A 26830-nucleotide genomic window follows, 5' to 3' on the forward strand; every position below is an offset into this window, starting at 1 on the left:
TCACGAGCGGCGTCTGCGCAGGGCCCGCCAGGCCTCGCCGACCGCGTCCTCGGATCGCAGCCACCAGCCCTCCAGCTTGTCCCGCACAGTCACAAGCACCCACCGCCGCTTGAACCACGGCTGCAGCTTCCCGAACGGCACGAACGTCAGCGTGTCCCTGATGGCGTGCTCAGCGAAGCCGCTGGGCCCCTCCACGCGCAGCGCGGCGTACAGCTCCGGCGTCAGATCGCCGCGGAGCCGCGCGACAACGCCCGCCGCAGTGAACGCGAACCCCCGCTGATCACGGTCCGGTAGCTGCATCGCCCTGATGATCCGAGGCGAGGCCTCCTCCGGCGAGCAGTTGAAGGCGAGCCCGATCACCGCCGAACCGAGAGGCCGCTCACCGCGCTCGAACGCGGCGTCCACGGCGGCGGGATCGTCGATGCCCGACACGCCCTCGCCGCTTTCCCAGTCGTATGCGGAGTTGTCCACCACCCTCGTCCCGATCAGCCTTGGATCGTCCAGAAGCGGGACGGCCTCGGCGGTGCCGGCCTTACCTGCAAACGCTCGAAGTCGATGTCCCTGTCGGCAACCGAGCCCCCGATCGGGAGACGGCCCTGGTCATCGGGTAGGTAGTACGTTCCGTACGCCCAGTACTCCGGCATCTCATGGCACATGATGTCCGGATAGGGGTCGATCTCCAGGCCCCCGTACCGCTCGTTGATCCGGGCCACGGCCTCCGCGCGGGAGATTCCAAAGTGCTCCACGAGCACATCCGCCATGGCGCGGAAGTACTCGAGCATCCCCTCGTCGAGGTCGGGCAGGAACTCGCTGCGCATGCGAGGTCGTCAGCCCGCGAAGCGGAACGTCGATGTGATCGCGTCGAAGATGTCGAAGAAGGAGTCCGCGAGGTCGAGGACCTGGCTGCTGCCCGCGACCAGCGCGACTTTGCCCTCCTGGCCGGGGACGGGGATGTACGTCTGCATCAGCACGGCCCGGATGGTGCGGTTGAGGGCGTCGTCGGGCACGGCCACGTCCTCGATGCCGTACGTCCGGGCCGCCGGGCCCACGCCCGGGATGTCGACCGTCGTCACCTTCCGCCAGGAGTCGCCGTCCTTCTTGGCCTCCTTCGTCGACAGCCCGGCCGCGATGGCGCCCGGGTCGGTCGACAGCGGCTCGCCGTCACGGGTGCGGCCACCGACGAGTGACACCGTCACCGAACCGGTGATCGGCGTCTCGCCGCCGAAGCTCTCCGCCATGCAACCGCAGTACAGCGCACCCGACTTCCAGGCGTCCGTGGCCGCCTTCCGCAGGAACGCCATGTACGTGTCCCGGTACTTGGCCAACTCCGGATGCCGCTCCACCCGTTCACTCACCATCCGCCGGATCGAGTCGTCCCGCGACTCCGGCCGCACGTCGAACTCCCACCACGACTCCGGCACCTTGATCCGGAAACCGCCCCGCTCGACGGTCAGCGTCTCCATGTAGCGGGCCATGACGCCGGCTCCCCCCCGTCCACTCGATCACCTGTACCGACATCGTCCCACTGCGCTGCGCGCTTGACCGTACGGCCCCTAGAGCGACGAGTGAGCGCCCGTCAGCTCCTTCCCGAAGTCGATCTCGGAGTAGCGGCGGGTCAGTCCGGCACCGGTGCCGCTGGTGGTCGTCGAGCCGCTGGTGACAGGGCCGGTCGTGGAGCCGCGGGAGATCCACACCAGTCCGTCGGAGTTCTCGCCGGGGGTGCCGGCGACGGCTTCGGCGCGGCCGTCCTTGTTCAGGTCGATCAGCTGCGTGGACGCGGCGAACTTGTCGCCCTTCTCGGCGGTGCCGGGCACCCCGGCGGTGTTCTGCGACCAGGCCTTGGCGCCGGTCGCGGTCAGACCGGCGGCCGATCCGCGCAGCAGGGTCGCCGAGCCCGCGGAGCCGGCGGAACCGACGGCCTCGCCGTGGGCGCCCACGAGGACGTCCGCGTACCCGTCGCCGTTGGTGTCGACAATCCGCACGGCCGCACCGAACGCGTCGCCCTTCTCCGAACTGCCCGGAACGCCAGGGCTGTTCTGCGTCCAGGTGCGGGCGTGGCCACTGTCGAGGGTGCCGGTGGTGCCCCGCACGACCGTGACGGCCCCGGTGTTACCGTCCTCGCCCGGGGCGCCGATCACCAGGTCGGCCCGCCCGTCCTTGTCGGTGTCGCCGATCGCGACCGAGGCGCCGAAGCGGTCGCCCGCCTCACCGGCGCCGGGGACGCCAGGGGTGTCCTGGCTGATGGTCTGGATGCGGCTCGGGGAGCCGCCGTACCCGGCGTCGTAGTAGACGGTCACCCGGCCGCCGAGCGAGGTTTCCGGGCTCTGTGCGGGGTCCTCGGGGTTGCCCACGACGAGGTCCGGGGAGCCATTGCCGTCCAGGTTGCCGACGGCGGAGACCGTGCCGGGGGGCAGTACGGCCGTGTCGAAGCCCCCGGGGGAGCCGAGCCGCGTACCGGGGTCGTCGCCCTGGCCGTCGTACCCCCACCCTCCGTCCCAGACGCCACGGCCGTGGACCATGAGCCGGTCGTCGTCGGTGTTCGGCAGGTCAACCGCCGTCAGGGCGACGATGCCGTGGGCCGGGTTGAAGTCGGTGCCGATGCCGGAGGTGCCGGACTGCGCGGACAGGTCCGCCGGCATGAACGTCACTTCACCGTCGTTGGCGCCGATGGCGATCGACAGTTTGCCGTCGTTGACGGGGTTGAGGGAGTTGTACGTGCCCACCGCCAGCGTTCTGCCGTACGCGTCGTGGGAGGACGGCCAGGGGTCGGCGACCGTCTTCGCCTTCGTGGGACCGGACGCGGTGCCCCACACGACCGTGACCGACCCGCCGCCCACGTCTCCGGAGACCTCCTCGCCCGGGGCGCCCACGACCAGGTCGCTGTACCCGTCGGCGTTCAGGTCGTGCACGACGACGGCGGCACCGAAGCGGTCACCCGCCTCGGCACCGCCGGGAATGCCAGGGGAGTTCTGCGTCAGGACGGTGCGTCTGGCCGTGTCGATGCCGCGCGCCGTGCCGTACATGATGACCACGGCACCGGCCTTGGCGTGGCCGGAGACCTTGGCGTCCGGCGCCGAGACGACAACATCGCGGTAGCCGTCCTTGTTGATGTCGCCCGGAGTTCCGGCGGCGGCCTGGGCTCCGCCCGCGACGAGCGGGGTGAGTCCTGGGGCGAGCATGACAGCAGACGTCAGCAGGGTGCGTTTGCGCACGAGGCTTCCTCCAGTGGGCGGTCGGCGCAGAGGAGGCCGCCAAGGAGGGTGAAGAGTTGTACGGGAAAACGAACGGGCGTCAGTCTTCCGAGGCATACATCACGAAGGAAGCCCAGGGGCGGGCGAGCGGATCGATGAACCCACCGGGATGGAGTCCTTCCCGACCGCCGAATGGGCGTGCACGGCGCACTGACGACCACCGGGCCCATCCACCGCGAAACGTCACATCCCGGCAGCAATCACATAGTTGAGACGCCATCAGCTTTCCGGGCGCCGAAATTCTCCCTCCCGTGAAGGTCTTGTCGCGGACCTGACCGATCATCTACCTTCACCCGGACTTCATGATCCACTACACGCTCACCACATCGTGACGTCGGGGGGTTCACCGTGCGGAGTCTTGCCCGACTGTGCCCTCCGCCCTTCCAGAACTGCCACCTCATCCAGGGGCAGACGCACCGTTGGAGAAATCAGTTCATGAACACTTCGATGAAGCATGTCCTGCGCGCGTCAGGCATCATGACGGCGACTGTGGCGATGGTCGTGGGCATGTCCTCGTCGGCGAGCGCCGCGCAGTTCAACGGGATATGTGAGACCAAGGAAGTCTGCATCTACCAGAACACCTACCTCGGCGGTGGCTGGATCGACCATCAGTACGCGGATCCCAACTACATCAACAACACATACACCGGCGGGGGTGTCCCGGATGTGGGCACCAACGACAGAACGTCCTCGATCGACAGCTGGGACACCAACTGGAAGGTCCGCTTCTTCACCAACTCCTACTACGGCGGGTCGCGGCAGACCGTGGCGGAGTACGCCCGGCTCAACACCGTCGAGTACAACGACGCCTACAGCTCGCACTGCTGGAACGACGGCGGGGTCAGCGGCTACAGCCAGTGCGACTTCTGACCGGGTCCTGAGCACTCCCCGACGAGTGTGAACGGGTTCCCCGCCCGCCGGTGTTCCCGGACCGAGCCCACGGTCCGGGAACACCCGTTCCCTGCCGCACACCTCCTGAGAACGGATCGTCCCCTTGGCCACGCCGCCCCCCCACCGCTTCGCCCCCCTCCGCCTGTCCGCGCCGATCGCCCTGGTTCTGACCGCCCTCACGCTCTCCGGGTGCGCCGACAGCGACTCGTCCGAGTCAGCCGGCGATCCCATCGCGATCGGCGAGATCAGCAAGATCACCAGCGCCGAGCAGCTGTCGTTCCCGCTGGACGCCTATGAACTCACCCCTGCCCAGTCCCGGCAGCTCGAACTCGCCCAGGACCAGCTGGTCGTGAAATGCATGACCGCGCAGGGCTTCCAGTGGGCCGCACCCGAACGTCCGCCCGTGACCGAGGCCAATCGGCACGGCCGCAGGTACGGAATCCTCGACGAGGCAGAGGCACGTCAGACCGGCTACCACGGGGCACCCCAGACCGACCGTGGCGCCAAGGGACGGGAAGAGGGCCAGGACAGCTCCGAAACGGCCCAGAAGGCCGCCGGTGAGTGCGTACTGAAGGCGCGGGCACAGCTCAACGGCAAGAAGTCGATGGACAAGGCGGACACCACCAGCGACACCTACGTCGAGCAGCTCATCGTGCAGGACGCGGAGCGGGCCGAGCAGGACCCCCAGGTCCGGAAGGCGTTCGCCAAGTGGAGCGACTGCATGAGCAAGGCCGGCCACGACTACGACGACCCCTGGGCGTCGAACAACGACCCTGAGTGGGGCAAGTCGGAGACCGCCACGGACAGCGAGCGCCGCGTCGCGGCCGCCGATGCCGCGTGCAAGATCAGCACGAATCTCGCGGGTGTGTGGCTGGCCGTGGAGACCGCGTACCAGGAGCGCACCCTGGAGACCAACGCGGAGGCGCTCGCCCAGGCGAAGAAGGACAACGAGGACCGGATACGCCGGGCCGCGGCCGTTCTCGGCAAGAACTGACCGCGACCGCGCAGGCCCTGGTGCCGGACCCGGATACCGCCCTGGCGGAGAGGAACCCAGTGACAGAGCAGGACATCTCCCACTCCGTGCCCCAGGACGCCACCGGGTCCGGGCCCGCCGAAGGGGACGGCGAGGACGCACGGCCCAGTCACGGCGCGGCACGGTCGCCGTTGGACCGCGGGCGTCGCATCGTCGTCGCCGTCGTGGCCTCGGCGGTTCTCCTGACCGCGGCGGGCGCCGTCGCGACCGCGCTGATCAAGTCGCCCGCACAGGCCGCGGCCGAGACCGCGCCACCGCCGGCGGACGTGCTGACGGCACCCGTGGAGAGACGAGTGCTCACCTCGTCCGTCATCCTGCGTGGCACCGTCCTCGCCGACCAGACCGTGGACGTCACGCCGTCCGCCGGCGGCGAGGGCGGCAGCCCCGTGGTGACCAAGCTGCCGCTGAGCAGCGGCAGCGACGTGCGGGCCGGCACGCTGCTGGCCGAGGTCTCCGGTCGTCCCGTCTTCGCCCTGCGCGGCGCCTTGCCCGTCTATCGCGATCTCAAGCCGGGATCCGAGGGTGACGACGTCGCGCAGTTGCAGGACTCGCTCGCGGAGCTGGGGCACTCCTCCGCGCCGGATCCCTCCGGGCAGTTCGATGCCGGGACCAAGACCGCTCTCACCGCTCTGTACCGGTCGCTCGGCTACGACCCGCTGCCCGCGGTCGCCGACCGCGAGGCTCTGAAGACGGCGCAGCAGCAGGTCACCGACATGGAACGGGCCCGGGACGACGCGCGCAGGGCAGTGACCCGTGCCCAGGCGGGCACGGGCGGAGGCAGCGAAAGCAAGGGCGGGACGGACACGGACAGGACCGATGCGAACGGTTCTGGCGCCACGGCCGACGCGGGAAACGACGCGTCCGCGCTTGAGGACCTCCGCACCCAGGCCGCGCGGGCGGAGGAGGACCTCGCCGAAGCGCGCGGCGCGCTGACCGCGGCGCAGGCTGCGGAGGGTCCCCTGCTCCCCGCATCGGAGGTGGTGTTCCTCAAGAGCATGCCGGCCCGGGTGGACAGCGTGTCCGCGACGGTCGGCAGCACGGTGTCGGGGCCGGTGATGAAGCTTTCGGCGGGCGCCCTCGTGGTGCACGGTCGCCTTCAGTCGCACCAGAAGGAATTGGTCAGGCCCGGGCAGAAGGTACGGATCCTGTCCGAACTGACCGGTGCGGAGTCGGCCGCGACGGTGGCCTCCGTGTCCGACGAGATGTCCTCGGGGCAGAGCGCCGAGGGCGAGCAGGGCGACGGCAAACAGAATGCGGCGAGCGGCCCGGGCCACCTGCTGATCGTCAAACCCGGCGCACCACTGCCCCGTGATTTCGCCGGCCAGGACGTTCGTCTGACCGTCGAGGCCGCGTCCACCAAGAAGCCGGTCCTCGTCGTCCCCGTCACCGCCGTGTCCTCCGCGTCGGACGGGAGGACAGTGGTCACCGTGATCTCCCGGAACGGCGCCCAGCGACGTGTTGAGGTACGGCCGGGAACAACCGGTGACGGTTTCGTGGAGGTCGTCCCGGTCGGCAGCGAAAACGCCCTCGGCGCGGGGGACAACGTACTCACCGGCATTCGACGGTCAGGCACGGCTGATACAGCCGGTACCGCCGGGGCGGGGACTGCCGGGTGAGCGCCGTGACACGTACGTTGCGCCGCTTCGTGGCGGGCCGCCGGGGAGACGAGGCGCATCCCGGCAGGGCGGTGGAGACCGCCGTCCCCGAGGCGGGTGCCACGCCGGTGATCGAGTTCCGCGGTGTCGGGCTCACCTACCCGGGCCCGCCCCCCGTCGCGGCCCTCCGGCCCTGCGACCTGGCCATCGACCGGGGGGACTTCGTCACCGTCGTCGGGCCTTCGGGGTCGGGCAAGTCGACGTTCCTGAACATCGCCGGGCTTCTCGACGCACCCACCACGGGCAGCTACCTACTGGACGGAATCGACACCGGCGCCCTCAAGGACTCCGAACGCACCGCGCTGCGGGGGCGGCGCATCGGATTCGTCTTCCAGTCCTTCCACCTGATGCAGCACCGGAGCGCTCGGGAGAACATCGTTCTGGCCATGCTCTACGGCGCCACTCCTCGCGCGGAACGCGTCCACCGAGCCGACGAGGCCCTGCGTCGGGTCGGCCTGGGGCACCGGCTGGACGCTCTGCCCAGCCGGATGTCCGGCGGCGAACGCCAGCGCGTCGCCATTGCCCGTGCTCTGGTGTCCCGGCCGTCGCTGCTGCTGTGCGACGAACCCACCGGCAACCTGGACAGCAACAATGCGGACACCGTGCTGCGACTGCTGGAGGACCTGCACGACGACGGCATGACCGTGCTTCTGATCACGCATGACGCCGAGGTCGCCGCTCGCGGCGCCAGGACGGTCACCATCCGGGACGGGCTCCTGCACGAGCACCGCCCCCCCGGGAGCGACGCGAACGACGGCCGTGCCGGGCACGCGGGGACCGACGTAGCACAGGAGCCGGCCGCGTGAGGGGCATCGGGCGGTGGGGCGGAACCGTACGTCCGCGAGAGACCGACCGGTGTGGCACACTCCGCTCCGGCATCGAACCGACCTCCTTCGCCCTGCGCGATCTGGTGTCCGAGGCCCTCGCCGGCATACTCCAGCGCCCCGGCCGAGCGGCACTCACCGCGCTGGGCACCGTCCTGGGCGTCGGCGCGTTCGTCGCGGTCCTGGGTCTGACCGCGACCGCCTCCTCCCAGATCGACTCGCGGTTCAGTCTCCTGACCGCCACAGAGGTGACCGTCGAGGACGTCGCCCGGGAGCAGAACGAGTTCGCCGGGCCAGCCTTCCCCGATAACGCCGGAGAGCGGGTCGAGCGCCTGGGCGGTGTGGAGCACGCCGGGGTGCACTGGCCCGTACGTCCCGGCGAGGACGGGCAACTGTCCGTGCGGTCCTCGCCGGTCGCGGGCAGCGCCGGGGAGAAGACCGATGTCGTGGCCGCCACGCCGGGGGCTCTGCTGGCCGCCGTACCCCATCTCTCACAAGGACGGCTGTACGACGCCTACCATGCCCGCGCCCGCCAGCGGGTCGTCGTCCTCAGCGACAGCGTTGCGGCACGGCTGGGGATCACCACACTGGAAGCGCAGCCCGCCGTGTTCATCGGGGACCAGCCCTTCACCGTCATCGGCATCATCGACGACGTCCAGCGCAAGCCCGACCTCCTGCTCTCGGTACTCGTCCCGCACACCACGGCCGAACAGTTGTGGGGCGCGCCGACGGAGGAGGCGGAGATGCTCATCTCCACCCGCATCGGCGCGGCCGCGCAGATCGCGGACGAGGCACCCACCGCGCTGCGGCCGGATCACCCCGAGTACCTCAAGGCCATCGCTCCGCCCGATCCCAAGAAGCTGCGCTCGTCGGTCACCTCCGACCTGGGGGAACTCTTTCTTCTCCTGGCCGCCATCTGCCTGGTGATCGGGGCGGTCGGCATCGCCAACACCACCCTGGTCGCCGTCCTCGAACGCACGGGAGAGATCGGTCTACGTCGTGCGGTGGGGGCCCGCAGTCGGCATGTGGCCTCACAGTTCCTCACCGAGTCGGGTGTCCTGGGAGCGCTCGGGGGCCTGGTGGGGACCAGCATCGGCACCCTCGTGGTCGTCACGGTCGCCGTCGCACGGGACTGGACGCCGGTGATCCACACCGGAACCCTCGCCGCTGCCCCGGCGATCGGTCTGGTCACCGGACTGCTGGCCGGTCTCTATCCGGCCCTCCGCGCGGCCCGTATCCAGCCGGTCGAGGCCCTACGCCGCTGACGAACCCGACGCGCCCCCGCCTCCGGCGACAACCAGGTGCGGGGCGCGTGTGGTCGGGCGTCAGCTCTCCGAGGCGTACGCCACGAAGGCCAACCAAGCGCCGGGCGGGAGCGCGAGCCGAGGACCTGCCACGTTCTTGGAGTCGCGGACATGAACGGTGCCGGGGGTGGTGGCGACTTCGACGCAGTCGTTGCCATCACCACTGCTGCTGTAGCTGCTCTTGAACCACGCCAGTTCGAAAGTGCCCCCGGCAGCGGTCTTGCGCATCATGTTTCTCCCAGCAGTTGCTCGATGAAGGCCAGCGACTCCCGCGGCGTGAGAGCCTGCGCCCGGATGGTGCCATACCGCAGTTCAAGGATCCGCAGTTGCTTCGGATCGGAGGTCGGCCGACCGTTGAACGCGCCGTCGGAGCGGCCCACCGCCGTGCCATCCGGGAACTTCAGCACCTCGATCAACCCGCCTGTCCCAACGTGTTCCGTGCAGTTGGTCGGCATCACCTGAATCGACACATTGCGCAACTGCCCCAGCGTCAACAGGCGCTCAAGCTGGCGCCGCCACACCATTGTGCCCCCGACCGGACGGCGTAGCGTCACCTCTTCCTGGACGAAGCTGAGGGCGGGCGCGGGCGACCGTTCGAACACCGCACGCCGCGCCATACGAGCCGCCACCATGCGTTCCACCTCCTCCTCCAAGTAGGCAGGGAGCCACGCATCGAACAGCGCCCTCATGTGCTCCTCGGTCTGCAACAGGCCGTGGATGTTGTGGTTGGCGTACACCCCGATCTCGACAGCCTGCGCCTCCAGTTTGGCCAGCTCCCGAACCTTCTTCGGATACCGGACCTTCTTCACGTCCTCCTTCATCGCGGCGAGCAACCCGCCCGCCGTCAGCACCGCGTCCGCCCGGTCCAGGAACTCCGGCCGAGGAATCCGCTTCCCACCCTCGATCTTGTAGACCAGGTCCTCCCCGTACCCCACCGCCGCCCCGAACTCAGCGGCCCGCATCCCACCGCCTCCCGCCGAAGCTTCAACTGCCGCCCGACCGTCGCGATGACCGCCACGCCCCACTCGTCGTCCGGATCCACCTCCCAACCCGGCTCGTCCGCCTCGGTCTTGAGCCGTCCCGCGTCCGCTTCCACCGTCATCCCGGCGCCCCTCCGTCGTACCGCGTCGTACCGCGTCGTACCGCCACGTCCGTACCCGTACGCCCCGCCCTGACAGCCCGGACAGCACCGGACAACCTCCGGACAGTCACCGTACGTACCCGCTGAGTCACTTCACACAGTAGGTGCGCACCACCACGCTGAGTGACGTGAACCAGAAATCCGCCGAACTCGCGACCCCCGTCCGCAACTTCAGAGTGCAACTCTCCCCCACGCCACGCGGCGCCCGCCTCGCCCGCCTGCTCACGACCGAGCAACTCCGCTCGTGGGGGCTCCCGTTGGACCCGGGACGCCAGATCGTCGCGGAACTCGCCGCCAACGCCGCGACACACGGCCGCGTGCGGGGACGTGACTTCCGGCTGATGCTCTACGTCGTCGCCGACACCCTCCGTATCGAGGTCACCGGCACACAAGGTGAACGGCTCCCTCAGCCACAAGAGCCCTCCCCCGACGCCGAGTCCGGCCGTGGCCTGCTGCTCGTCGAAGCGATGGCGCACCGTTGGGGAGTGACTGAAGGCCGCTTCCCGCACAAGACCGTGTGGGCCGAACTGCGCCTCACACCACCGGAACCCGCCCCCTCATGCTGCGGCGCCCCCGGCGCCTTTCCCCAAGGAACATGAGGGAGAAAGAACCCCCACCAAGCCCCACCCCTCCCGCCCACCGCGCAAACTCACTCAGCCGAGTGAACATCACCAACTCGGCTGGATGCGGGACCGGTTGGCTCCCCTACGCTCAGCGCAACACAACCGCAGACATGCGACGGCCCTCGCCGGGACTGGCATCCCAGTGCGAGGGCCTGACCACGAGGAAGGCAGAGACTTCCCGATGGATACGCAGAACCCTAGCGTGCCCGCGCACGCCCAGTCCGGCGTAGCCGGCAACAGGCACCCGAACCGGCACCCCCACTCCGGCGGCCTCACCCACGACAACACCCGGCACACCTCCCACTTCACGGTGATCGGCAACCACCTCGCCCAGCACCGCGAGCTCTCGCTGGTTGCCATGGGGCTCGCCCTGCACATCCAGTCGCTGCCCACAGGCACCCGCGTCGACATCAAAACCCTCGCCGCCCGCTTCCCCGAAGGCGCCACCTGGATCGCCGCCGCCCTGCGCGAACTGGAGGCCCACGGCTACCTGCGCCGTCCGCGCGAACGCATCCCCGGCGGCCGCATCGTCACCCGAACGATCTCCTGCAACCAGCCCGGCAGCAGCCGGACCCCCGCCCCCGGCCCAAGGCGCCCTGCCGCACACAAGCCCCCAACCCGCCGAAAGCCCCTCCCCGCCGTACCCCAGCCGATCGCCCCCTCCCCCACCCTCCTTCAAACCGCCACCGACCTCCTCGCCGGCCTCCGCCGCCACGACCCGCGCCTGCTCATCTCGGCCTGCGACACAGCCCACCTCGCCCCCGGCGTCGCCGCCTGGCTGGAACGCGACGTCAGCCCCACCGCCGTACGCCACGCACTCACGGACGACCTGCCACCCGAAGGACTGCACCGCCCGGCCGCCCTACTGGCCCACCGCCTCACCGCACACCTACCGCCGCCACCCCCATTCCGCGCACCCGCCGCCTCACCTCCAGAAGCCGTGCGCCACCCCCTCCAGACCTGCGACGGCTGCGACCGCGCCTTCCGCGCCCCCACACCAGGCCGCTGCCGCGATTGCCGAACCGACCTCACAGAGGCCACCTAGCATGAGAGCGACGATCCTTGCCCCTGGGCACAGACGACGAGGAGCGAGCGCCATGACCATCGCCCCAGACAACGCGCAACAGGGCGCCTCCCACCTGTACCGGGCCATGCGGGACGTCATTCAGTCCATGGACGACACCCTTCCCGGCAAATTCGAGATCACCAAGGAAGGGATCGTTCACGACATGATGTCGCCCGTGAAGCAGCACGAACTCACCGCGCTGCGCCTCCGGAAACGCCTTGAAAAGGTCATGCCGGAGGAGCTCGTGGCGCACACGGGGACCCCGGACGTGGAGGAAGAACCGGAAGGCATCATGCGCCACCCCGACGTGATGGTGATTGCCGAGACGGACATGGAAGGAGACGGGTCCTTCGATCCGCGCACCCTCGTCGCTGCCATCGAGATCGTGTCCCGCTCGAACCCTGACAACGACTGGGTCGGCAAGGTCCGCGACTACCCGCTGATCGGCATCCCCGTCTACGCCGTCTTCGACCCCCGCACCGGCACCGGCGCCGTCCTCACCGACATCCACGCCACCCCCGACGGCCCCCGCTACGCCACCCGCAAGGACTTCGTCTACGGCGAGGACGTCACCATCGCCGACTGGACGATCCCGACGGACGACCTGCCGCGCTACCCGCCCGCGTAAGGCGAATCGCCGTATACAGGAGTCACGCCGCCCGCTGGAAGCTCCGCAGCCGCACGAACGACGAGTCCAGCCCCCGCTTCAGCGCCCGCGCCACCGGCCGCTCCACAAACCGGTGCACCAGCCAGCTCAGCACCAGGAACCCGGCGATCAGGACCACGACCAGCAGCCGGGGGTCCATCGTGTCCCGGAAGCGGTTGATGAGGACCGCACCGGCGACGTAGTGCGTGAGATAGAGCGGGTACGTCAGGCAGCCCGCCGTCACCAGCCACTTCCACCGGATGCGATCCGTGTAGCCGAGCGCGACGGCCACCATCACCAGCATGAAGACGGTGAAGATGACGACCGCGCCCCGCCAGCTGCTGACCTGCTCGTACGCCACCCGCTCCCCCAGCTCCAGCTGGCCCATGAGCCAGGCCATCGCGAGGATCCCCCACAGCAGGAGATCCTGGCCGAAGCGGTACATGAGGTAGAGGGCGAGGCCGGCGATGAAGTACCAGGCGGCGCTCGGGTCGGCGACCAGCACCATCAGCGGGAACTTGGAGATCGGCGCGAGCATCGCGGCCGCGCCCCAGATGCAGCAGAAGACCACGACCCGGCGGTACGTCAGGCCCATGGCCACGACGACGAGGAACAGCAGGTAGAAGCGGAGCTCCGACCAGAGGGTCCAGTACACGGGGTCGACGTTCGGTACGTCGGAACCCGCCTGCAGCATCGTCAGGTTGAACAGGACCTCCCGCAGCGGCAACCGCTCCATCACCCCCGGCAGCAGCACCAGCACGGCCGTGGTGAAGAGGACGCCGAACCAGTACGCCGGGTAGAGGCGGATCACCCGCGACACGAAGAAGTCCCGCGGCGTGCGGCCCCAGCACGACATACAGATCACGAAGCCGCTGATCACGAAGAAGATCTCGACGCCGATCCAGCCGAAGGAGGCGACCCGGAACACCGTCGGCATGATGTCCGACACCGAGCGGTCCCAGATGATGTTGCCCGGCTCATTGGCCCGGCGCGTACCGACGAAGTGGTGCAGGACGACCATCAGGGCGGCGGCCAGACGGATGCCGTCGATGACGTACAGCCGCGGGCGGGACCGGGCGGCGCGCGAGGGGCCCGGCTTCGGTGTGCCCAGCGGCTGCTGCGGCGGACGATCGGCCACCGCGACCGGCATCGGTATCGACAATCCGCTGCGCACACCCTGCATCAAGAGACCTAGCCATCCTCGGGAGAGACTCGGGGCCCGACGGCCACTGGACCACGGTTCACGCTACGGCCGCGCCTTCCGCCCCACCGGGACAGAAAAGAACAATCCCCCCGCGCCCACCGGGAGTTGCCGGAACTCTCGCCAATCCGCCGCACAAGATTCGATTAGATTTCACCCACCGCCAGCACAACCCTCTGAATGTTCGAGGGGCCCAGACGACAAAGAGGGCCCAGACGGCAAAGGGGCCCGTACGACCGAAGTCGTACGGGCCCCTTCAGGCCTTTTCAGGTCAGGCGACCCTCAAGCAAGCGGAACTTACTTGACGATCTTGGTGACCTGGCCGGCGCCCACGGTCCGGCCACCCTCACGGATGGCGAACTTCAGGCCCTCCTCCATGGCGACCGGCTGGATGAGCTCGACCTTCATCTCGGTGTTGTCGCCCGGCATGACCATCTCGGTGCCCTCGGGGAGGTGCACGACACCGGTCACGTCAGTCGTACGGAAGTAGAACTGCGGGCGGTAGTTGTTGAAGAACGGGGTGTGGCGGCCACCCTCGTCCTTCGACAGGATGTAGGCCTGGGCCTCGAACTCGGTGTGCGGGGTGACAGAGCCCGGCTTGATGATGCACTGGCCGCGCTCGACGTCCTCGCGCTTGATGCCACGGAGCAGCAGACCGACGTTCTCACCGGCCTGGCCCTCGTCGAGCAGCTTGCGGAACATCTCGATGCCGGTGACCGTGGTGGTGGTCTTCTCGGTCTTGATGCCGACGATGTCGACGGTCTCGTTGACCTTGAGGACACCACGCTCGATACGGCCGGTGACGACCGTACCGCGACCGGTGATCGTGAAGACGTCCTCGATCGGCATGAGGAACGGCTTGTCGACGTCGCGCTCGGGCTGCGGGATGGACTCGTCGACGGCGTTCATCAGGTTGAGAACGGAGTCGACCCACTCCTTCTCGCCCTCAAGGGCCTTCAGAGCGGAGACGCGGACGACCGGAAGGTCGTCGCCCGGGAACTCGTACTCGGAGAGGAGCTCGCGGACCTCGAGCTCGACGAGCTCCATGATCTCCTCGTCGTCCACCATGTCGGCCTTGTTCAGGGCGACGACGATGTACGGAACGCCGACCTGGCGGGCCAGGAGCACGTGCTCCTTGGTCTGCGGCATCGGGCCGTCGGTGGCGGCGACCACCAGGATCGCGCCGTCCATCTGCGCGGCACCGGTGATCATGTTCTTGATGTAGTCCGCGTGACCCGGGCAGTCGACGTGGGCGTAGTGACGCGCCTCGGTCTGGTACTCGACGTGCGCGATGGAGATGGTGATACCACGCTGACGCTCTTCCGGCGCCTTGTCGATGTTGTCGAACGGGGTGGCCTCGTTCAGGTCCGGGTACGCGTCGTGCAGCACCTTGGTAATGGCGGCCGTGAGGGTCGTCTTACCGTGGTCGATGTGACCGATGGTGCCGATGTTGACGTGCGGCTTAGTCCGCTCGAACTTCGCCTTCGCCACTGGGGTCCTCCTGTGGAGTGGTTCTGTACGCCTTACTTCATCGGCGCCAGGTGATCTTTGCTGTTAAATCCCGGGCCCCGGGGCATTCACCCGAGAATGCGGGTGAATGCCCCGTGAGGCTCCGGAGTCAAGCCTACGGCGTGTGAACGCGGTGCGTTACTCGCCCTTGGCCTTCGCGATGATCTCCTCGGCGACGTTCCGCGGAACCTCGGCGTAGGAGTCGAACTGCATCGAGTAGCTTGCGCGACCCGACGTCTTGCTACGGAGGTCTCCGACGTAGCCGAACATCTCCGACAGGGGCACGAGGCCCTTCACGACGCGGGCACCGGCCCGCTCCTCCATGGCCTGGATCTGGCCACGGCGGGAGTTGATGTCGCCGATGACGTCACCCATGTAGTCCTCGGGCGTGGTGACCTCGACGGCCATCATCGGCTCAAGGAGCACGGGGGCCGCCTTGCGCGCGGCCTCCTTGAACGCCTGCGAACCGGCGATCTTGAAGGCCAGCTCGGAGGAGTCCACCTCGTGGTAGGCACCGTCGAGCAGCGTCACGCGGACGCCGGTCATCTCGTAACCGGCGAGGATGCCGAACTGCATGGCCTCCTGGCAGCCGGCGTCGACCGAGGGGATGTACTCCTTCGGGATACGACCACCGGTGACCTTGTTGACGAACTCGTATGAGGCGTCCCCGCCCTCGATCGGCTCGATCGCGATGATGACGCGAGCGAACTGGCCGGTACCACCCGTCTGCTTCTTGTGGGTGAACTCGACCTTCTCGACCGACTTGCGGATGGTCTCGCGGTACGCGACCTGCGGCTTGCCGACGTTGGCCTCGACCTTGAACTCACGGCGCATACGGTCGACCAGCACCTCGAGGTGCAGCTCGCCCATGCCGCCGATGATGGTCTGGCCGGTCTCCTCGTCCGAGTGGACCTGGAAGGACGGGTCCTCCTCGGCCAGACGCTGGATCGCGACGCCCAGCTTCTCCTGGTCGCCCTTCGACTTGGGCTCGATGGCGACCTGGATGACCGGCGCCGGGAAGTCCATGGACTCCAGGATCACCGGGTTCTTGTCGTCGGACAGCGTCTCACCGGTGGTGGTCTGCTTCAGGCCCATGACGGCGACGATGTCACCGGCGCCCACCGACTCGATCTCCTCACGCTTGTTGGCGTGCATACGGTAGATCTTGCCGATGCGCTCCTTGCGGCCCTTGACGGAGTTCAGCACGGCGGTGCCGGACTCCAGGCGGCCGGAGTACACGCGGACGAAGGTGAGCTTGCCGAGGTGCGGGTCGCTCATGATCTTGAACGCCAGCGCCGACAGCGGCTCGTCGTCGGACGGCTTGCGCTTGATGACCGTCTCCGGGTCCTTGACGTCGTGGCCCTCGATGGCCTCGACGTCCAGCGGAGAGGGCAGGTAGCGCACGACCGCGTCGAGCAGGGGCTGGACACCCTTGTTCTTGAACGCGGTACCGCAGAACACCGGGGTGACGGTGGTGCCGCCGCCCTTGCCGGAGGCGATGGTGATACGGCGGATCGCCGCGTACAGCTGCTCCACGGAGGGCTCCTCGCCCTCCAGGTACAGCTCCATCAGCTCCTCGTCGTTCTCGGCCACGGCCTCCAGCAGCTTGCCGCGGTACTCCTCGGCAGCCTCCTGGTGGGTGTCCGGGATGTCGACGGTGTCGTACATCTCGCCCTTGGTGGCCTCGGCGGACCAGACCAGGGCCTTCATCGTCACGAGGTCGATGACGCCCTTGAAGTCGGCCTCGGCACCGATCGGCAGCTGCATGACCAGCGGCTGCGCGCCCAGACGGTCGGTGATCATGTCGACGCAGCGGTGGAACTCCGCACCGGTGCGGTCGAGCTTGTTCACGAAGCAGATACGCGGAACGCCGTAGCGGTCCGCCTGACGCCACACCGTCTCGGACTGGGGCTCGACGCCGGCGACGCCGTCGAACACCGTCACGGCACCGTCGAGCACGCGCAGCGAACGCTCCACCTCGACGGTGAAGTCGACGTGGCCCGGCGTGTCGATGATGTTGATGGTGTGGTCGACGTCTTCCAGCGGCCAGTGGCAGGTGGTGGCAGCAGAGGTGATCGTGATACCACGCTCCTGCTCCTGCTCCATCCAGTCCATGGTGGCAGCGCCGTCGTGGACCTCACCGATCTTGTACGAGACGCCGGTGTAGAACAGGATCCGCTCGGTGGTGGTCGTCTTGCCCGCGTCGATGTGGGCCATGATGCCGATGTTGCGCACCTTGGCCAGGTCAAGCGAAGTGGTAGCCATAAGGCTTTCGTCTTCTCTCGGTCTCGATGTGGACTGCGACTACCAGCGGTAGTGCGCGAAGGCCTTGTTGGACTCGGCCATCTTGTGCGTGTCCTCGCGCTTCTTCACAGCGGCACCGAGGCCGTTGCTGGCGTCGAGGAGTTCGTTGAGCAGACGCTCGGTCATGGTCTTCTCGCGACGGGCGCGGGAGTAACCGACCAGCCAGCGCAGCGCGAGCGTGTTGGCGCGACCGGGCTTGACCTCGATCGGAACCTGGTACGTCGCACCACCGACACGGCGGGACTTGACCTCGAGGGTCGGCTTGATGTTCTCCAGCGCGCGCTTCAGCGTGATGATCGGGTCGTTGCCCGTCTTCTCACGCAGACCCTCCATGGCGCCGTAGACGATGCGCTCGGCGGTGGAGCGCTTGCCGTTCAGCAGCACCTTGTTGATCAGGGAGGTCACCAGAGGGGAGCCGTAGACCGGGTCGATGATGACCGGGCGCTTCGGGGCGGGGCCCTTACGAGGCATTCTTACTTCTCCTTCTTGGCGCCGTAGCGGCTGCGGGCCTGCTTGCGGTTCTTGACACCCTGGGTGTCGAGCGAACCGCGGATGATCTTGTAGCGAACACCCGGCAGGTCCTTCACACGGCCACCACGCACGAGCACGATGGAGTGCTCCTGCAGGTTGTGTCCCTCACCCGGAATGTAAGCGGTGACCTCGATCCCGCTGGTCAGACGCACACGCGCGACCTTACGCAGGGCCGAGTTCGGCTTCTTCGGAGTGGTCGTGAACACACGCGTGCAGACGCCGCGACGCTGAGGGGAACCCTCGAGTGCGGGCGTCTTGTTCTTCTCGACCTTGTCCTGCCGGCCCTTACGGACCAGCTGCTGGATCGTAGGCACTACTTCTCCGGTTTCTGTGTGCCGATGGGTACAGCTAACCTGGAACGTCGCCGACCCACGCGGTCGGGTGTGTCGAATCCCGCGGCACTCCCGCCGCTAGGCAGAAAGAGGCGCAGATTACGGTGGCCGGTCTCGGCCCCCGGTGCGGTCTGAAGGCACGCACGAGAGCCAGGGCACACCCCAGGCACAAGGTCTGAGCGTACCTACCTCATTCGCTGTGGTCAAAACAAATGGGCGTCGACCACCTCACCATGCGAGGTATGTCAAGCCCCGGTACCCTCGGTGATCTTCGAATCGACGACTCCCGCATCTCCGGGCACCCTCTCGTGATCTTCGGCCAGACGTCGTCCGGCTATGTCACCACGCGGCGAGCGTCACCGCCAGCACCAGCGCCAGGACGAGCGCCCAGCCCGCCGTGGACAGCCAGCCGAACACCAGACCGGTCAGCGCCAGCCAGTCACCGCCCTCCCCGGTGCGCCGGATCTCGGCACGTGCCGAGTGCCCCAGAATCACCGCGGGGATGCCGGTGAGACCGACGGTCACCAGACACAGGGCCCCGCAGATCGCGGACCCGACCGCCTTCACGTTCGTCCGCGTCGGCGGCACGGGCGCGAACGTCCGCGGCACGGGCGGGCCGACCGCGGGATGCGGTATGGGTCCCTGCGGCAGGTCGGCGACCAGCAGCGCCAGCTCCCCCACCGTACGGGCCGCATACGCCCGCTCAACCCGCTTCTCGAACTCGGCATGCTCCAGCCGCCCCTCCCCGAAGCCGGCTCTGAGCACGTCCACGGCGCGCTCACGGTCGGCGTGCGAGGCGAGCATCGACGGAGTGCTGGGCTGCCCCCAGGGTTGCCATGCGGGGTACGACACCACCAACCACCTCCCGGGACGGCGGGGGTCTCCTCCATGATGCGCCGAAGGGCGGCCTCCCGCGTAATGGGGAGACCGCCCTTCAGTGCGTCAAGCGGACGCTCGCTTACTGGTTGTACGGACCGTAGTCGTAGTCCTCCAGCGGCACGGCCTGGCCGGAGCCGGTGCCGAACGGCGAGTAGTCGATGTCGTCGTAGCCGACGGCCGAGTACATCGCGGCCTTGGCCTCCTCGGTCGGCTCCACCCGGATGTTGCGGTAGCGGGACAGGCCCGTACCGGCCGGGATGAGCTTACCGATGATGACGTTCTCCTTGAGGCCGATCAGGGAGTCGGACTTGGCGTTGATCGCCGCGTCCGTGAGGACCCTGGTCGTCTCCTGGAAGGACGCCGCCGACAGCCACGACTCGGTCGCCAGCGAGGCCTTGGTGATACCCATCAGCTGCGGACGACCGGAGGCCGGGTGACCGCCCTCCTGGACCACACGACGGTTCTCGGTCTCGAACTTCGAGCGCTCGACCAGCTCGCCGGGCAGCAGCTCGGCATCGCCGGACTCGATGATCGTCACACGGCGCAGCATCTGCCGGATGATGATCTCGATGTGCTTGTCGTGGATCGACACACCCTGCGAGTTGTACACCCGCTGGACCTCGCCGACCAGGTGGACCTGGACGGCACGCTGGCCCAGGATGCGCAGCACGTCGTGCGGGTTGGTGGCACCCACGGTGAGCTTCTGGCCCACCTCGACGTGCTCACCCTCGCTGACCAGGAGTCGGGCACGCTTCGAGATCGGGTACGCCGTCTCGTCGCTGCCGTCGTCCGGGGTGACGACGATCTTCTTGGTCTTCTCGGTCTCCTCGATCCGCACGCGGCCGGTGGCCTCGGAGATCGGGGCGACACCCTTCGGGGTACGGGCCTCGAAGAGCTCGACGACACGGGGCAGACCCTGGGTGATGTCGTCACCGGCCACACCACCGGTGTGGAAGGTACGCATCGTCAGCTGGGTACCGGGCTCACCGATGGACTGGGCGGCGATGATGCCGACCGCCTCACCGATGTCGACCAGCTTGCCGGTGGCCAGCGAACGGCCGTAGCACATCGCGCAGGTGCCGACGGCGGACTCACAGGTCAGGACCGAGCGGGTCTTGACCTCGGAGACACCGTGCCGGATCAGCTCGTCGATGAGCACGTCGCCCAGGTCGGTGCCGGCCGGGGCCAGCACCTTGCCGTCCACGACGATGTCCTCGGCGAGGCAGCGCGCGTACACGGACGTCTCGACGTTGTCCGCCTTGATCAGCGAGCCGTCGGCGCCGCGCTCGGCGATCGCCAGACGCAGACCGCGGTCGGTGCCGCAGTCCTCCTCGCGGATGATGACGTCCTGGGAGACGTCGACCAGACGACGGGTGAGGTAACCCGAGTCGGCGGTACGCAGAGCGGTGTCCGCCAGACCCTTACGGGCACCGTGCGTGGAGATGAAGTACTCCAGCACGGACAGACCCTCACGGAACGAGGCCTTGATGGGCCGCGGGATCGTCTCGTTCTTCGCGTTCGACACCAGACCGCGCATACCGGCAATCTGACGCATCTGCATCATGTTGCCTCGTGCACCCGAGTTCACCATCATGAAGATCGGGTTGGTCTTCGGGAAGTTGTCGTTCATCGCCTCGGCGACCTCGTTGGTCGCCTTGGTCCAGATCGCGATGAGCTCCTGCGTGCGCTCGTCCTTGGTGATCAGACCGCGCTCGTACTGCTTCTGGACCTTCTCGTCCTGCGACTCGTAACCGCGGACGATCTCCTTCTTCGCCTCGGGAACGACGACGTCGGAGATGGCGACGGTGACGCCGGAACGGGTGGCCCAGTAGAAGCCGGCCGCCTTCAGGTTGTCGAGCGTCGCCGCCACGATGACCTTCGGGTAGCGCTCGGCCAGGTCGTTGACGATCTGGGAGAGCTGCTTCTTGCCGACCTCGTAGTCGACGAACGGGTAGTCCTCGGGCAGCAGCTCGTTGAAGAGCGCACGGCCCAGCGTGGTCTTCAGCGTGAAGGTGTCACCCTGCTGCCACTCCGGCTCGCCCTCCTCGCGCACCGGCGGCTCCCAGCCACGCGGCGGGATGGTGCCCACCGGGAAGCGGATGTCGACCGGCGCCTGCAGCGACAGCTCGCCGGCGTCGAACGCCATGATCGCCTCGGCGACCGAGGAGAACGGACGGTCGGCGCCCTTGATGTCGCGGCCCTCGGAGTCCGTGGTGAGGAAGTACAGACCCAGCACCATGTCCTGGGTCGGCATCGTCACCGGACGGCCGTCGGCGGGCTTGAGGATGTTGTTCGAGGACAGCATCAGGATGCGGGCCTCGGCCTGCGCCTCCGCGGACAGCGGCAGGTGCACGGCCATCTGGTCACCGTCGAAGTCCGCGTTGAACGCGGTGCAGACGAGCGGGTGGATCTGGATGGCCTTGCCCTCGACCAGCTGCGGCTCGAAGGCCTGGATGCCGAGGCGGTGCAGCGTGGGCGCACGGTTCAGCAGAACCGGGTGCTCCGCGATGACCTCTTCCAGCACGTCGTACACGACCGTGCGGCCGCGCTCGACCATGCGCTTGGCGCTCTTGATGTTCTGCGCGTGGTTCAGGTCGACCAGGCGCTTCATCACGAACGGCTTGAAGAGCTCCAGCGCCATCGCCTTCGGCAGACCGCACTGGTGCAGCTTCAGCTGCGGACCGACGACGATCACGGAACGCGCGGAGTAGTCCACACGCTTACCGAGCAGGTTCTGACGGAAGCGACCCTGCTTACCCTTCAGCATGTCGCTGAGGGACTTCAGCGGGCGGTTACCCGGACCGGTGACCGGACGGCCACGACGGCCGTTGTCGAACAGCGCGTCGACGGCCTCCTGGAGCATGCGCTTCTCGTTGTTCACGATGATCTCGGGCGCGCCGAGGTCGAGAAGCCGCTTCAGTCGGTTGTTCCGGTTGATCACACGGCGGTACAGGTCGTTCAGGTCGGAGGTCGCGAAGCGGCCACCGTCCAGCTGCACCATCGGGCGGAGGTCCGGCGGGATGACCGGGACGCAGTCCAGGACCATGCCCTTGGGGCTGTTGGAGGTCTGCAGGAACGCGGACACGACCTTCAGCCGCTTCAGCGCACGGGTCTTCTTCTGGCCCTTGCCGGTGCGGATGATCTCGCGGAGGCGCTCGGCCTCCTCGTCCAGATCGAAGGACTCCAGGCGCTTCTGCAGCGCCGCGGCACCCATCGAACCGTCGAAGTACGTGCCGAAGCGGTCACGCAGCTCGCGGTAGAGCAGCTCGTCGCCCTCGAGGTCCTGGACCTTGAGGTTCTTGAACCGGTTCCACACCTCGTCGAGGCGGTCGATCTCGCGCTGCGCACGGTCGCGCAGCTGCTTCATCTCACGCTCGGCACCCTCGCGCACCTTGCGGCGCACATCGGCCTTGGCACCCTCGGCCTCCAGCTCGGCCAGGTCGGCCTCGAGCTTCTTGGCGCGGGTCTCCAGGTCGGCGTCGCGGCGCTGCTCGATCTGCTGGCGCTCGACGGAGACATGGGCCTCCAGCGAGGGCAGGTCGCGGGTGCGGCGCTCCTCGTCGACGTACGTGATCATGTACGCCGCGAAGTAGATGACCTTCTCCAGGTCCTTCGGGGCGAGGTCGAGCAGGTAGCCCAGCCGCGACGGAACGCCCTTGAAGTACCAGATGTGCGTGACGGGAGCGGCCAGCTCGATGTGGCCCATCCGCTCACGGCGTACCTTGGCGCGCGTGACCTCGACGCCGCAGCGCTCACAGATGATGCCCTTGAAGCGCACGCGCTTGTACTTGCCGCAGTAGCACTCCCAGTCCCGGGTCGGACCGAAGATCTTCTCGCAGAAGAGTCCGTCCTTTTCGGGCTTGAGGGTGCGGTAGTTGATGGTCTCGGGCTTCTTGACCTCGCCGTGGCTCCACTGACGGATGTCATCAGCGGTGGCCAGGCCGATCCGGAGCTCGTCGAAGAAGTTGACGTCGAGCACTATGCGTCAATCCCTCTCAGGGTCGTAAGTCATTGGGTCTGATACGGGGGTCCTGGGGCCGGCCGGAGCTTTGTGAGCCCCGGCCGGACTCCCGTCAGACCTCTTCGACGCTGCTCGGCTCACGCCGGGACAGGTCGATGCCGAGCTCCTCCGCAGCGCGGAAGACGTCCTCGTCGGTGTCACGCATCTCGATGGACATACCGTCGCTGGACAGCACCTCCACGTTCAGGCAGAGAGACTGCATCTCCTTGATGAGCACCTTGAAGGACTCGGGGATGCCGGGCTCGGGGATGTTCTCGCCCTTGACGATGGCCTCGTAGACCTTCACGCGACCGGTCACGTCGTCGGACTTGATGGTCAGCAGCTCCTGGAGGGCGTAGGCGGCGCCGTACGCCTCGAGTGCCCACACCTCCATCTCGCCGAACCGCTGGCCACCGAACTGGGCCTTACCACCCAGCGGCTGCTGGGTGATCATCGAGTACGGACCGGTCGAACGGGCGTGCAGCTTGTCGTCGACCAGGTGGTGCAGCTTCAGGATGTACATGTAGCCGACCGAGATCGGGTCCGGGAACGGCTCACCGCTACGGCCGTCGAACAGCCGCGCCTTGCCGGACGGGAGCACCATGCGCTCGCCGTCACGGTTCGGGATGGTGTGCTGCAGCAGACCCGCGAGCTCGTCCTCACGCGCACCGTCGAAGACCGGGGTGGCGACGTTGGTGCCGGGCTCGACGCTGTCGGCGCCGATGGCCTGCAGACGCTGGGCCCACTCGTCGGCGAGGCCGGAGACGTCCCAGCCGCGGCTGGCGAGCCAGCCGAGGTGGATCTCCAGGACCTGTCCCGGGTTCATTCGGGACGGGACACCCAGCGGGTTGAGGATGATGTCGACCGGGGTGCCGTCCTCCAGGAACGGCATGTCCTCGATCGGCAGGATCTTGGAGATGACGCCCTTGTTGCCGTGGCGACCGGCGAGCTTGTCACCGTCGGTGATCTTGCGCTTCTGCGCGACGTAGACGCGGACCAGCTGGTTCACGCCCGGCGGAAGCTCGTCGCCCTCCTCGCGGTCGAAGACGCGGACGCCGATGACCTTGCCGGTCTCGCCGTGCGGCACCTTCAGCGAGGTGTCACGGACCTCACGGGCCTTCTCACCGAAGATCGCGCGCAGCAGGCGCTCCTCGGGGGTCAGCTCGGTCTCACCCTTCGGGGTCACCTTGCCGACGAGGATGTCACCGGCGATGACCTCGGCACCGATACGGATGATGCCGCGCTCGTCGAGGTCGGCGAGGACCTCCTCGGAGACGTTCGGGATGTCCCGGGTGATCTCCTCCGGGCCGAGCTTGGTGTCACGGGCGTCGACCTCGTGCTCCTCGATGTGGATCGAGGAGAGGACGTCGTCCTGCACGAGGCGCTGCGACAGGATGATCGCGTCCTCGTAGTTGTGACCCTCCCACGGCATGAACGCCACGAGCAGGTTCTTGCCGAGGGCCATCTCGCCGTTCTGGGTGGCCGGACCGTCGGCGAGGACCTGGCCCTCGATGACGTGGTCGCCCTCGTTGACGATGACCTTCTGGTTGACCGAGGTGCCCTGGTTGGAGCGGGCGAACTTGGCCAGGCGGTACGTGATGTACGTGCCGTCGTCGTTGGCGGTGGTGATGTAGTCCGCGGAGACCTCCTGGACCACACCGGCCTTCTCGGCCTTGACCACGTCGCCGGCGTCGACCGCGGAGCGGTACTCCATGCCGGTGCCGACGAGCGGGGACTCCGCCTGGATCAGCGGAACGGCCTGGCGCATCATGTTCGCGCCCATGAGGGCACGGTTGGCGTCGTCGTGCTCGAGGAAGGGGATCATGGCGGTCGCGACCGACACCATCTGGCGCGGCGAGACGTCCATGTAGTCCACGTCGTCGGGCGCGACGTAGTCGACCTCGCCGCCACGGCGGCGGACCAGCACGCGGGCCTCGGCGAACCGGAGTTCGTCGGTCAGCGGCGCGTTGGCCTGCGCGATGACGAAGCGGTCCTCCTCGTCGGCGGTCAGGTAGTCCACATCGTCGGTGACCTGGCCGTCGACGACCTTGCGGTACGGCGTCTCGACGAAACCGAACGCGTTGACGCGGCCGTACGAGGCGAGCGAACCGATCAGACCGATGTTCGGGCCTTCAGGGGTCTCGATCGGGCACATGCGTCCGTAGTGGGACGGGTGCACGTCACGGACCTCGAAGCCGGCCCGCTCACGGGACAGACCACCCGGGCCGAGCGCGGACAGACGACGCTTGTGCGTCAGCCCGGACAGCGGGTTGTTCTGGTCCATGAACTGCGACAGCTGGCTGGTGCCGAAGAACTCCTTGATGGAGGCGACGACCGGCCGGATGTTGATCAGGGTCTGCGGCGTGATCGCCTCGACGTCCTGGGTCGTCATGCGCTCGCGCACGACGCGCTCCATACGCGCCAGACCCGTACGGACCTGGTTCTGGATGAGCTCGCCGACGTTGCGCAGACGACGGTTGCCGAAGTGGTCGATGTCGTCGGTCTCGACGACGATCGTCTGACCGCTGTCGCCGACCGTCTCGGTCTCACCGGCGTGCAGCTGCACCAGGTACTTGATCGTCGCGATGATGTCCTCGACGGTCAGGATCCCGGCGTCCAGCGGAGCGTCGGCGCCCAGCTTCTTGTTGACCTTGTAGCGGCCGACCTTGGCGAGGTCGTAGCGCTTGGGGTTGAAGTAGAGGTTCTCGAGCAGCGTCTGCGCGGCCTCACGCGTGGGGGGCTCGCCCGGGCGCAGCTTGCGGTAGATGTCGAGCAGCGCGTCGTCCTGGCCCTGGGTGTGGTCCTTCTCCAGGGTGGCGCGCATGGACTCGTACTCGCCGAACTCCTCGAGGATCTGCTCGGTCGTCCAGCCGAGCGCCTTGAGCAGGACGGTGACGGACTGCTTGCGCTTACGGTCGATGCGCACACCGACCATGTCGCGCTTGTCGATCTCCATCTCCAGCCAGGCACCCCGGGACGGGATGATCTTGGCGGAGAAGATGTCCTTGTCGGACGTCTTGTCGATGCTGGAGTCGAAGTAGACACCGGGCGAACGGACCAGCTGCGACACCACGACACGCTCGGTGCCGTTGATGACGAAGGTGCCCTTGTTCGTCATGAGCGGGAAGTCGCCCATGAAGACCGTCTGGGACTTGATCTCGCCGGTCTCGTTGTTGGTGAACTCGGCGGTGACGAAGAGCGGAGCCGCGTAGGTGAAGTCACGCTCCTTGCACTCGTCGATCGAGTTCTTCGGCGGCTCGAAGCGGTGGTCGCGGAAGGTCAGCGACATCGACCCGCTGAAGTCCTCGATCGGGGAGATCTCCTCGAAGATCTCCTCGAGCCCGGACTTGGTGGGGACGTCCTGACCGGACTCCAGAGCCTCCTCGACCCGACTCTGCCAGGCGGTGTTCCCGAGCAGCCAGTCAAAGCTCTCGGTCTGCAGCGCGAGCAGGTTGGGAACCTCGAGAGGCTCCTTGATCTTTGCAAAGGAGATGCGCAGCGGGGCGGTGCTGGCGCCGTTGTTCGTATTCGCGGTCGAGGCAGTGCGCGAGGCGGCCAAGAGGGGGTCCTTCCGAGGGCTCGGACTCACTACGCGCGTACCGGCCCCTCACCGATACACAGAGACAGGTTCCCTTGATTG

General features: G+C 67.8%; 21 protein-coding genes and 1 pseudogene. 8 read left to right on the forward strand and 14 right to left on the reverse strand.

The features are described from left to right. The 4 genes from ACKTSN_RS19105 to ACKTSN_RS19120 form a co-directional block, all read right to left on the reverse strand. A complete protein-coding gene (locus ACKTSN_RS19105; RefSeq protein WP_409470222.1) occupies positions 1-471 on the reverse strand; it encodes a hypothetical protein in 471 nt (156 codons plus the stop codon). A gap of 14 nt (positions 472-485) precedes the next feature. Beyond that, positions 486-818, reverse strand: a complete 333-nt coding sequence (locus ACKTSN_RS19110) for a hypothetical protein (protein WP_409470223.1) — start codon at positions 816-818, stop codon at positions 486-488. Positions 819-827: 9 nt separating this feature from the next. Beyond that, positions 828-1475 carry a hypothetical protein gene (locus ACKTSN_RS19115; RefSeq protein ID WP_409470224.1) on the reverse strand — a complete coding sequence of 216 codons (648 nt, stop codon included), beginning with the start codon at positions 1473-1475 and terminating at the stop codon, positions 828-830. Between the two features lie 78 nt (positions 1476-1553). Continuing rightward, positions 1554-3212: a hypothetical protein gene (locus ACKTSN_RS19120; RefSeq protein WP_409470225.1), complete on the reverse strand. Its 1659-nt coding sequence runs from the start codon at positions 3210-3212 to the stop codon at positions 1554-1556. A 474-nt stretch (positions 3213-3686) separates the two neighbouring features. Here ACKTSN_RS19120 and ACKTSN_RS19125 point away from each other — a divergent pair, with 474 nt between their 5' ends. The 5 genes from ACKTSN_RS19125 to ACKTSN_RS19145 all read left to right on the forward strand — a co-directional run bounded on the left by ACKTSN_RS19125 (position 3687) and on the right by ACKTSN_RS19145 (position 8919). Next, a complete protein-coding gene (locus ACKTSN_RS19125; RefSeq protein WP_409470226.1) occupies positions 3687-4121 on the forward strand; it encodes a hypothetical protein in 435 nt (144 codons plus the stop codon). Positions 4122-4245: 124 nt separating this feature from the next. Then, the gene (locus tag ACKTSN_RS19130) at positions 4246-5136 is read left to right on the forward strand and encodes a hypothetical protein (protein ID WP_409470227.1); all 891 of its coding nucleotides are present in this window, start codon (positions 4246-4248) and stop codon (positions 5134-5136) included. 59 nt (positions 5137-5195) lie between these two features. Further along, the gene (locus tag ACKTSN_RS19135; protein ID WP_409470228.1) at positions 5196-6791 is read left to right on the forward strand and encodes a peptidoglycan-binding protein; all 1596 of its coding nucleotides are present in this window, start codon (positions 5196-5198) and stop codon (positions 6789-6791) included. 71 nt (positions 6792-6862) lie between these two features. After that, positions 6863-7636: an ABC transporter ATP-binding protein gene (locus ACKTSN_RS19140; protein WP_409474865.1), complete on the forward strand. Its 774-nt coding sequence runs from the start codon at positions 6863-6865 to the stop codon at positions 7634-7636. 71 nt (positions 7637-7707) lie between these two features. After that, positions 7708-8919 carry an ABC transporter permease gene (locus ACKTSN_RS19145; protein ID WP_409474866.1) on the forward strand — a complete coding sequence of 404 codons (1212 nt, stop codon included), beginning with the start codon at positions 7708-7710 and terminating at the stop codon, positions 8917-8919. Between the two features lie 60 nt (positions 8920-8979). On the opposite strand, the gene ACKTSN_RS19150 is transcribed toward ACKTSN_RS19145, so the two are convergent. After that, entirely contained in the window at positions 8980-9189 is a 210-nt protein-coding gene (locus ACKTSN_RS19150; RefSeq protein WP_409470229.1) for a DUF397 domain-containing protein, read from the reverse strand. Next, a pseudogene (locus ACKTSN_RS19155) lies at positions 9186-10060 on the reverse strand (helix-turn-helix domain-containing protein). The gene ACKTSN_RS19150 and the pseudogene ACKTSN_RS19155 overlap by 4 nt, the downstream one beginning before the upstream one ends. A 167-nt stretch (positions 10061-10227) precedes the next feature. On the opposite strand from ACKTSN_RS19155, the gene ACKTSN_RS19160 reads away from it, so the two are divergent. From ACKTSN_RS19160 to ACKTSN_RS19170, 3 genes are all read left to right on the forward strand, one after another. Then, positions 10228-10698, forward strand: a complete 471-nt coding sequence (locus ACKTSN_RS19160; RefSeq protein ID WP_409470230.1) for an ATP-binding protein — start codon at positions 10228-10230, stop codon at positions 10696-10698. Positions 10699-10903: 205 nt separating this feature from the next. After that, entirely contained in the window at positions 10904-11767 is an 864-nt protein-coding gene (locus tag ACKTSN_RS19165) for a helix-turn-helix domain-containing protein (RefSeq protein WP_409470231.1), read from the forward strand. Between the two features lie 52 nt (positions 11768-11819). Next, positions 11820-12416 (forward strand): Uma2 family endonuclease, encoded by a 597-nt coding sequence (locus tag ACKTSN_RS19170; protein ID WP_409470232.1) that lies wholly within the window; start codon positions 11820-11822, stop codon positions 12414-12416. A gap of 22 nt (positions 12417-12438) precedes the next feature. Here the strand turns inward: ACKTSN_RS19170 and ACKTSN_RS19175 are convergent, their stop codons facing one another. From ACKTSN_RS19175 to rpoB, 8 genes are all read right to left on the reverse strand, one after another. Further along, on the reverse strand, positions 12439-13584 hold the full coding sequence (locus tag ACKTSN_RS19175) for an acyltransferase family protein (RefSeq protein ID WP_409470233.1): 1146 nt from the start codon (positions 13582-13584) through the stop codon (positions 12439-12441). Positions 13585-13932: 348 nt separating this feature from the next. Then, positions 13933-15126 carry an elongation factor Tu gene (gene tuf, locus ACKTSN_RS19180; protein ID WP_409470234.1) on the reverse strand — a complete coding sequence of 398 codons (1194 nt, stop codon included), beginning with the start codon at positions 15124-15126 and terminating at the stop codon, positions 13933-13935. Between the two features lie 156 nt (positions 15127-15282). Beyond that, positions 15283-17409, reverse strand: a complete 2127-nt coding sequence (fusA, locus tag ACKTSN_RS19185; protein ID WP_385779828.1) for an elongation factor G — start codon at positions 17407-17409, stop codon at positions 15283-15285. A gap of 39 nt (positions 17410-17448) precedes the next feature. Continuing rightward, the gene (gene rpsG / locus ACKTSN_RS19190; RefSeq protein WP_003992340.1) at positions 17449-17919 is read right to left on the reverse strand and encodes a 30S ribosomal protein S7; all 471 of its coding nucleotides are present in this window, start codon (positions 17917-17919) and stop codon (positions 17449-17451) included. Positions 17920-17921: 2 nt separating this feature from the next. Further along, the gene (gene rpsL, locus ACKTSN_RS19195) at positions 17922-18293 is read right to left on the reverse strand and encodes a 30S ribosomal protein S12 (RefSeq protein ID WP_003948652.1); all 372 of its coding nucleotides are present in this window, start codon (positions 18291-18293) and stop codon (positions 17922-17924) included. 357 nt (positions 18294-18650) lie between these two features. Then, complete coding sequence (locus ACKTSN_RS19200) at positions 18651-19163, reverse strand: DUF1707 and DUF4190 domain-containing protein (protein ID WP_409470235.1); 513 nt, start codon at positions 19161-19163, stop codon at positions 18651-18653. Positions 19164-19269: 106 nt separating this feature from the next. Further along, the gene (locus ACKTSN_RS19205; RefSeq protein ID WP_409470236.1) at positions 19270-23169 is read right to left on the reverse strand and encodes a DNA-directed RNA polymerase subunit beta'; all 3900 of its coding nucleotides are present in this window, start codon (positions 23167-23169) and stop codon (positions 19270-19272) included. A gap of 94 nt (positions 23170-23263) precedes the next feature. Continuing rightward, a complete protein-coding gene (gene rpoB / locus ACKTSN_RS19210) occupies positions 23264-26749 on the reverse strand; it encodes a DNA-directed RNA polymerase subunit beta (RefSeq protein ID WP_409470237.1) in 3486 nt (1161 codons plus the stop codon). Between the last annotated feature and the right edge of the window lie 81 nt (positions 26750-26830).

Source organism: Streptomyces flavusporus, assembly GCF_046267975.1.
GTDB classification, from domain to species: domain Bacteria; phylum Actinomycetota; class Actinomycetes; order Streptomycetales; family Streptomycetaceae; genus Streptomyces; species Streptomyces flavusporus.